This window comes from Streptomyces sp. NPDC054794 (assembly GCF_053611585.1).
On sequence record NZ_JBSHAQ010000010.1, the window covers coordinates 204,549 to 210,548 of the forward strand.

Sequence of the window (6,000 nt, forward strand, 5' to 3'; positions counted from 1 at the left end):
CGCCGCGCGGTAGCCGAGGAAGACGCCGACCAACAGCATGATCACCAGCACCACGGCACCGCTGCCGCGCGCCGCGCCACGGAAGAGGCGGTCCACCTGCTCTCCCTTGGACCGCACGGCACGCGGTACGTCCAGGATCTCCGGGTCCGCGGAATCCGGCTGTCCGAAGCCGGAGACGGCAGCGCTCACGACGCCCCTGCCCCGGCCTGGATCCGCACACGGGTCGTGAACCGAGGCGGATCGTCTCCGTCACCCGGACCCCCCGACGGCGCGGACCGCCCTGGACCGGGCAGATGCAGACCACGCAGCCGCGGCCGGCTGACCAGTCCATCGCTCAACTGGGCCACCGGCATCGCGGCCAGGAACTGGTTCAGGTTGTACTGGCACTCCCGATGCCGCGGATACGCCCGCCCCGCCATGGCAACGTCCCGCCCGTCGAGTTGCACCCGCCAGGTCCAAGCGCCCGCTATGTCCGCCATGACGAGGACCGACCGCACGTCCTCGATGCGCTCCCGGAACCGCATCACCGCGACCTGGCGCGCGGGCAGGCTCTCGAACGCCCTGGCGCAGCGCCCCAGTTCACGGTTGTTGGCACCGACGAGCCGCCATCCGACGGGTCTCAGTTCCGTATCCGGTCTGCTTGGTCGTGTATCCGCTCTGCGCTGCACCTGCGGACTCGCCAGCAGGTGCATTCCAAGATCTTCGGTCGGCACATACAACAAGCGCGGACGGACCATGTGGACCGACCCCCCTCCACGTCACTTTCTCGCCGCTGACCAAAAGGTCCCTCAGCGCCCCTGAGAGTCACGGTCTGCTGGCAACGGGCGCAGTCCCGTCACCTAGCGCCGTCCCGCAGTCAGTCGTATAGGCGATGACTACCGACGCGAGCGACGGGCGCCCGCTGCGAGTGTCGAGCCATGACCCGCACCGCACCGCGACAGACCACCACTGGCTGGATACCGCTTGCGGTGTTGGCCACGGCCCAGTTCCTGGTCGTGCTGAGCACGTCGATCGTGAACGTCGCCCTGCCCCAGATCCGAGCCGGGCTCGACCTGTCCGACACGAGCCAGGCCTGGACGGTCAACGCGTACGTACTGGTCTTCGGTGCACTGTTGCTGCCGGGCGGCCGCGCGGGCGATGTCCACGGTCTGCGCCGCGTGTTTCTGCTCGGCATCGGCCTGTTCGCCCTCTCCGCCCTGGGCGCGGCGCTGGCGCCCACGGCGAGCGTGCTGATCGCTTGCAGGGCGGTGCAGGGGATCGGCGCCGCGCTGTTGGCGCCCACGGCGCTGGCCCTCGTGCTGACGCTCTATCCCGACGGCAACCGGCGTGGCACCGCGCTCGGCGTGTGGGGCGCGGTCTCCGGTGCCGGCGGTGCGGCGGGTGTGCTGCTGAGCGGGCTACTCACCAGCCTGTTCGGTTGGCGTGCGGTGTTCGTCGTGATGGTGCCCCTGGCCCTGGCCGTCCTGGTGGCCACCTGGCTGCTGGTCTCAGCCGACCGGCCACGTGGCGGAAGCCTGGATGTGCCGGGCACGGTGACGGTGACGGCGGGGCTGGTCGCGCTGACTTACGGCCTGTCAGGGCCTTGGCCGCTCGCGGTGATCGGTCTGGGGCTGCTCGGCGTGTTCGTGGTGCTCCAGCGCCGCGCCACCGACCCGCTGCTGCCGGCGCGCATGAGCGTGGTGGCTGTGCCCAACGTGTTGATGGCCCTGCTGGGCGCGGTCTGGCTGGGCCTGTTCTACTTCCTGCCCCTCTACCAGCAGCGCACCCTCGGCTACTCACCCTTGGAGGCCGGGCTGACCCAGCTGCCCCTGGCCCTCATGATCACCCTCTCGTCCTGGGTCACCGGGAAGATCTCCGGCCGTCCCGTGCTCCCCGTGGGCCTGCTGGTCCTCGCGGCCGGACTGGCCTGGCTGTCGCGAACCCCCGCCGACGGCACCTTCCTTGTGGACCTGCTCGGCCCCACGCTCCTCATCGGCATCGGGCTTGGGGTGGCCTTCGTCCGGCTCACCGCGATGTCCTCCGCGGGCGTCCCGGCCGCCGACAACGGCCTGGCCGGCGGGCTGGTCAACGCCACCCGGCAGATCGGCGGAGCCATCGGCCTGGCCTTCCTGACCCTGCTCCCCTCCTTCGGCGCGGCCTTCGGGGCCTGCGCCGCCCTGACCCTGCTCATCTCGGCTCTCTCGACGCGAAAGGCATGACCATGCCCCTGGACAAGCCCTACATCTCCGGCCACTTCACCCCCGTCTCCGACGAGATCACCGGCCGTGAACTGAAGGTGCGCGGCACCCTCCCGCCCGAGCTGAACGGCCGTTACTTCCGCAACGGGCACAATCCCAAGCCCGGCATCACTCCCAGCCACTGGTTCCGCGGCGAGGGCATGATCCACGGCGTCCGCCTCACGGGCGGCCGGGCCGAGTGGTACCGCAACCGCTGGGTGCGCACCCCTTTCCTGGACGGCGTGCCGTTCACCGGAACCGAGCTCGAAGTCAGCGCCGCCGCCACCAACATCATCTTCCACGGGGGCCGCTACCTCGCCCTGCAGGAGGCCAACCTGCCCTGGGAGGTCAGCGCCGACCTCGACACGATCGGCGTGTACGACTTCGGCGGCAAGCTCACCAGCGCGATGACCGCCCACCCCAAGGAGGACCCCCAGACCGGCGAGCTGCACTTCTTCAGCTACAGCCCCTTCCCGCCGTACCTGACCTACTACGTGGCCGACGCCACCGGCAACATCGTCACCTCACAGGTCATCGACGGCTCAGGACCCTCGCTCATGCACGACTTCGCCATCACCCGCGAGCACATCGTCTTCATCAACTCGCCGGTGGTCTTCGACCACGCCGAGCACTCCGGCATCCCCTACCGCTGGCACGACGACGTCCCGCTGCGCATCGGCGTGATGCCGCGAGCCGGTGGCGACACCACCTGGTTCGAAGTCGCCGACCAGGCCGCGCTGTTGCACGTCAGCAACGCCTACACCGACGCCCAGGGCCGGATCGTCCTCGAAGCACCGCGCTTCGACCGTTCCGCCTGGGAGAACTCGTGGAAGTGGTGGGTCGGCGCCCCCGGCTACGGCACCAGCCCCGACGCCGGCTCGACCTTCTACCGGTGGACCATGGATCCGGCCACCGGCAAGGTCACCACCGAGTCCCTCAACGACCTGGCCACCGAGTTCCCGTCGATCAACGACGCCCACACCGGTTCGGCCTACCGCTACAGCTACGCCATCGCCTTCCCCGGCGCGGGCCTGTCCGGCTACCACACCGTCAAGTTCGACACACAGACCGGCCAGGAGACACTGCTCGCGCACGGCGAGGGCCGGATGCCCGGCGAGGCCGTCTTCGCGCCCGCCGCGGGCGGGACCGGCGAGGACGACGGCTACCTCCTCACCATCGTCAGCGATCTCAAGGCCGACGCCTCGGAGCTGCTCGTCCTGGACGCGAGCGACCTGAGCACCGTGGCCGCCGTCGAACTCCCCCGCAGGGTCCCGGCCGGCATCCACGGCCACTGGATCCCCGACACCGAACAGCCGGCCTGACCCACCAAAGCCGCCCGGGCCGCTGATTCCCCCTCAGCGGCCCGGGCACCGAACGCGGCCGGCATCCACGGCCACGGGAACCCGTACTCCGAACCGCGCCCGCCCCGCCCCAGCCGCCTGGGCCGCCGTTTCCCCCACGGTGGCCCGGGCCCCCGAACCCCGAGGAACCGCCATGACCTACCCCACGACCATCGACGAGAACGCTCCCGTCGTCGCCGACCACACCATCCGGATCGCCGCCCCTCTTGAGCGGGTCTGGCAGTTGCACACCGGGATCGGCTTCTGGCCCGGTTGGCAGCCCGCCATCACCGAGGCCCGGCTCGACGGCCCCGTCGCCCCCGGCACCACCTTCCACTGGGTGACCGCGGGCCTGTCCATCGACTCCACCATCTACGCGGTCGACGCTCCGCACCGCATCCTGTGGGGCGGACCCGCGCACGGCATCACCGGCGTCCACGAGTGGACCTTCACCGAGGACGGCGACGGCGTTGTGCTCCGCACCCGGGAATCCTGGGCGGGCGCGCCGGTCGACACCGACCGGGACAACCTCTCCGCCGCCCTGGACGACTCGCTCAGCGCCTGGCTCGACGCCCTGAAGAAGGAGGCGGAGCAGGGGCCGAACCGCTCCTCCTCACCCATCTGATGCCGGCCTTCGTGCCGACGCTCGCCGGCAGTGGCCGGGCCCGGTTGGTGGCCGACTCCTTGAGCGGCCACCTCGTGCGCGTTTGAGCGGCCACCTCGTGCGCGACAGGTTCCTCCCTTCTGGACGCGGCGCGCCGCCATTCGGCGTCAGCGGTATCCCGTGATCGGCCGGCGGTCGTAGCACAGGGAGTCCGGGGCCGCGCTCGCGCCCTGTCGGCCCCTGATCTCCACGCGCGCGCCGAGCTTGATGGCGTCGTAGACCCGCTTCCCGTCTTTGCGTGAGAGGGCGATGGCGCCGTGGACGCTGGCCGTGGCCGAGATGTCGATCTCGGGGGGATTGAGCGCGAAGAGCAGGAGCCGCTCGTGGTCACTGCGGTCCGTGAACGTGACGGCCCACCGCCTGTCGTCCGTGTACTCGTCGAACTTGCCGCCCTTGGCGGGGGGCATGGTCAGGGTGGCGTACTTGGCGCTGACGGTGACCGTCGTCTCGCCGATCGGGCACGTTGCCCGCGGTGTGCCGATGGCGAACTTCCTGCCTTCGATGGTCAGTGAATGGGCGTCCAGATCGACCGTGACCCGCTGGACCGGCGCCGGGGACGGGTGGGGCACGGACGTCGCAGGGGATGCGGCCGGCTTGCTGGGGGAAGCGATCGCACCGGAGGTGACGGCGATGAGGGCCGCTGCCGCCAGCGCGGAGGTGGAGAGCAGAGCGCGTCGGCCGCGGCGGCGGCGTCGCGCCTGGCTCCTCACCTGTGCACCCGTGGCCGGGGCCGGGGCCGCGCTGTGTGCGGCCAGGCCGATCAGTCGAGCGGACAGTTCCGTCTCGGTCAGAAGTCGCGGTGGCGGCTGGTCAGACACAGGCTTCCTCCGTCGGATGGGTTTCCTCGCTCGCCAGGTGAGCGGCCAGTGCGGTACGGCCGCGTGACAGTCGTGCCTTGACGGTGCCGACGGCCGCGCCGGTCTCGGCGGCTATCTGCTCCACGCTCAGATCGCACAGGTGATGCAGCACTATCGCGGTCCGCTGGGCTTCGGGCAGGCGCCGCAGAGCGGTGACCAGCGCCACGTGGTCGGGGCTCGGTTCGGGCGCGGACCGCGGTGTGGACTCACCCCTCACCAGCTCCCACCAGTGGCGCGCCCGTCGCCAGCGGCTCATCGCCAGACGGTGGGCCACCGTACGGATCCATGCCTCGGGAGCCCGGTCACCGTTCAGGACGGACGAACGCCGGTCCCAGGCGCGTACGAACGCCTCCTGGACCACGTCCTGGGATTCGGCGTAGTCGCCCGTCAAGGCATAGAGCTGGCCGACCACACGCGGGTAGGCAGCCGCGTAGAAGAGGTCGAACTCGTCCTCGGTCACCGTGTCGTGCTCTCTCTCACGGCGTGGGGCGCGCCGTGTACGGTCGGTGCGGTGGGGGTCATGCGGTCTTGGTCTCCCCGGCGGCGCTCTGCTCGATCCACTGCTTCCAGGTCAGGTTCCAGTCGCCGTAGCCGTTGCCGGTGGCGACGGGGTCCTTGTTCGACCCGGTGACCTTGATGACGTCACCGACGATGACCTGGTCGTAGAAACGCTTGGCGGTGCCGTCGGTGGCGAGGCCGACACAGCCGTGGGTGACGTTACTGTGTCCGGCCGCCGTGTCCGCGTGCGGGTTCTGGTGCACGTAGGTCCCCGACGTCGTCAGGTGCACGGCCCAGTAGTAGTCGCCGTTGTAGGCGTCACCCAGGCCCACGGTGCGGGAGTCCATGCGCACCTTCGACGCCTTGTCCATGACGACCATCGTCCCGTTCCAGGTGTCCGTCCCCGGCGCCCCGGTGGTCACCGG

At 70.5% G+C, this 6,000-nt stretch carries 7 protein-coding genes; 3 read left to right on the forward strand and 4 right to left on the reverse strand.

What is annotated here, in order from left to right; all coding sequences use genetic code 11:
* Positions 1 to 185: 185 nt before the first annotated feature.
* Positions 186 to 737, reverse strand: coding sequence for a hypothetical protein (locus ACWGKT_RS13695; RefSeq protein ID WP_453273721.1), 552 nt, complete (start codon positions 735 to 737; stop codon positions 186 to 188).
* Between the two features lie 180 nt (positions 738 to 917).
* Between ACWGKT_RS13695 and ACWGKT_RS13700 the strand changes: the two genes are divergently transcribed.
* From ACWGKT_RS13700 to ACWGKT_RS13710, 3 genes are all read left to right on the forward strand, one after another.
* On the forward strand, positions 918 to 2,198 hold the full coding sequence (locus ACWGKT_RS13700) for an MFS transporter (RefSeq protein WP_453273722.1): 1,281 nt from the start codon (positions 918 to 920) through the stop codon (positions 2,196 to 2,198).
* A complete protein-coding gene (locus tag ACWGKT_RS13705) occupies positions 2,195 to 3,538 on the forward strand; it encodes a carotenoid oxygenase family protein (protein WP_453273723.1) in 1,344 nt (447 codons plus the stop codon). The genes ACWGKT_RS13700 and ACWGKT_RS13705 overlap by 4 nt, the downstream gene beginning before the upstream one ends.
* 172 nt (positions 3,539 to 3,710) lie before the next feature.
* Complete coding sequence (locus tag ACWGKT_RS13710; protein WP_453273724.1) at positions 3,711 to 4,181, forward strand: SRPBCC family protein; 471 nt, start codon at positions 3,711 to 3,713, stop codon at positions 4,179 to 4,181.
* A gap of 146 nt (positions 4,182 to 4,327) precedes the next feature.
* Here ACWGKT_RS13710 and ACWGKT_RS13715 read toward each other — a convergent pair whose 3' ends face one another.
* The 3 genes from ACWGKT_RS13715 to ACWGKT_RS13725 all read right to left on the reverse strand — a co-directional run.
* Positions 4,328 to 5,038 (reverse strand): L,D-transpeptidase, encoded by a 711-nt coding sequence (locus ACWGKT_RS13715; protein ID WP_453273725.1) that lies wholly within the window; start codon positions 5,036 to 5,038, stop codon positions 4,328 to 4,330.
* Positions 5,031 to 5,537 carry a SigE family RNA polymerase sigma factor gene (locus tag ACWGKT_RS13720; RefSeq protein ID WP_453273726.1) on the reverse strand — a complete coding sequence of 169 codons (507 nt, stop codon included), beginning with the start codon at positions 5,535 to 5,537 and terminating at the stop codon, positions 5,031 to 5,033. Before ACWGKT_RS13720 ends, ACWGKT_RS13715 begins: the two co-directional genes overlap by 8 nt.
* 58 nt (positions 5,538 to 5,595) lie before the next feature.
* On the reverse strand, positions 5,596 to 6,000 hold a 405-nt coding region (locus ACWGKT_RS13725), incomplete at its 5' end, for a L,D-transpeptidase (protein ID WP_453273727.1).

Bases quoted from the DNA above. Each gene is read 5' to 3' on its own strand.
- ACWGKT_RS13695 (WP_453273721.1), bottom strand. From the start codon at position 737: ATGGTCCGTCCGCGCTTGTTGTATGTGCCGACCGAAGATCTTGGAATG.
- ACWGKT_RS13710 (WP_453273724.1), top strand. From the start codon at position 3,711: ATGACCTACCCCACGACCATCGACGAGAACGCTCCCGTCGTCGCCGAC.
- ACWGKT_RS13705 (WP_453273723.1), top strand. From the start codon at position 2,195: ATGACCATGCCCCTGGACAAGCCCTACATCTCCGGCCACTTCACCCCC.
- ACWGKT_RS13700 (WP_453273722.1), top strand. From the start codon at position 918: ATGACCCGCACCGCACCGCGACAGACCACCACTGGCTGGATACCGCTT.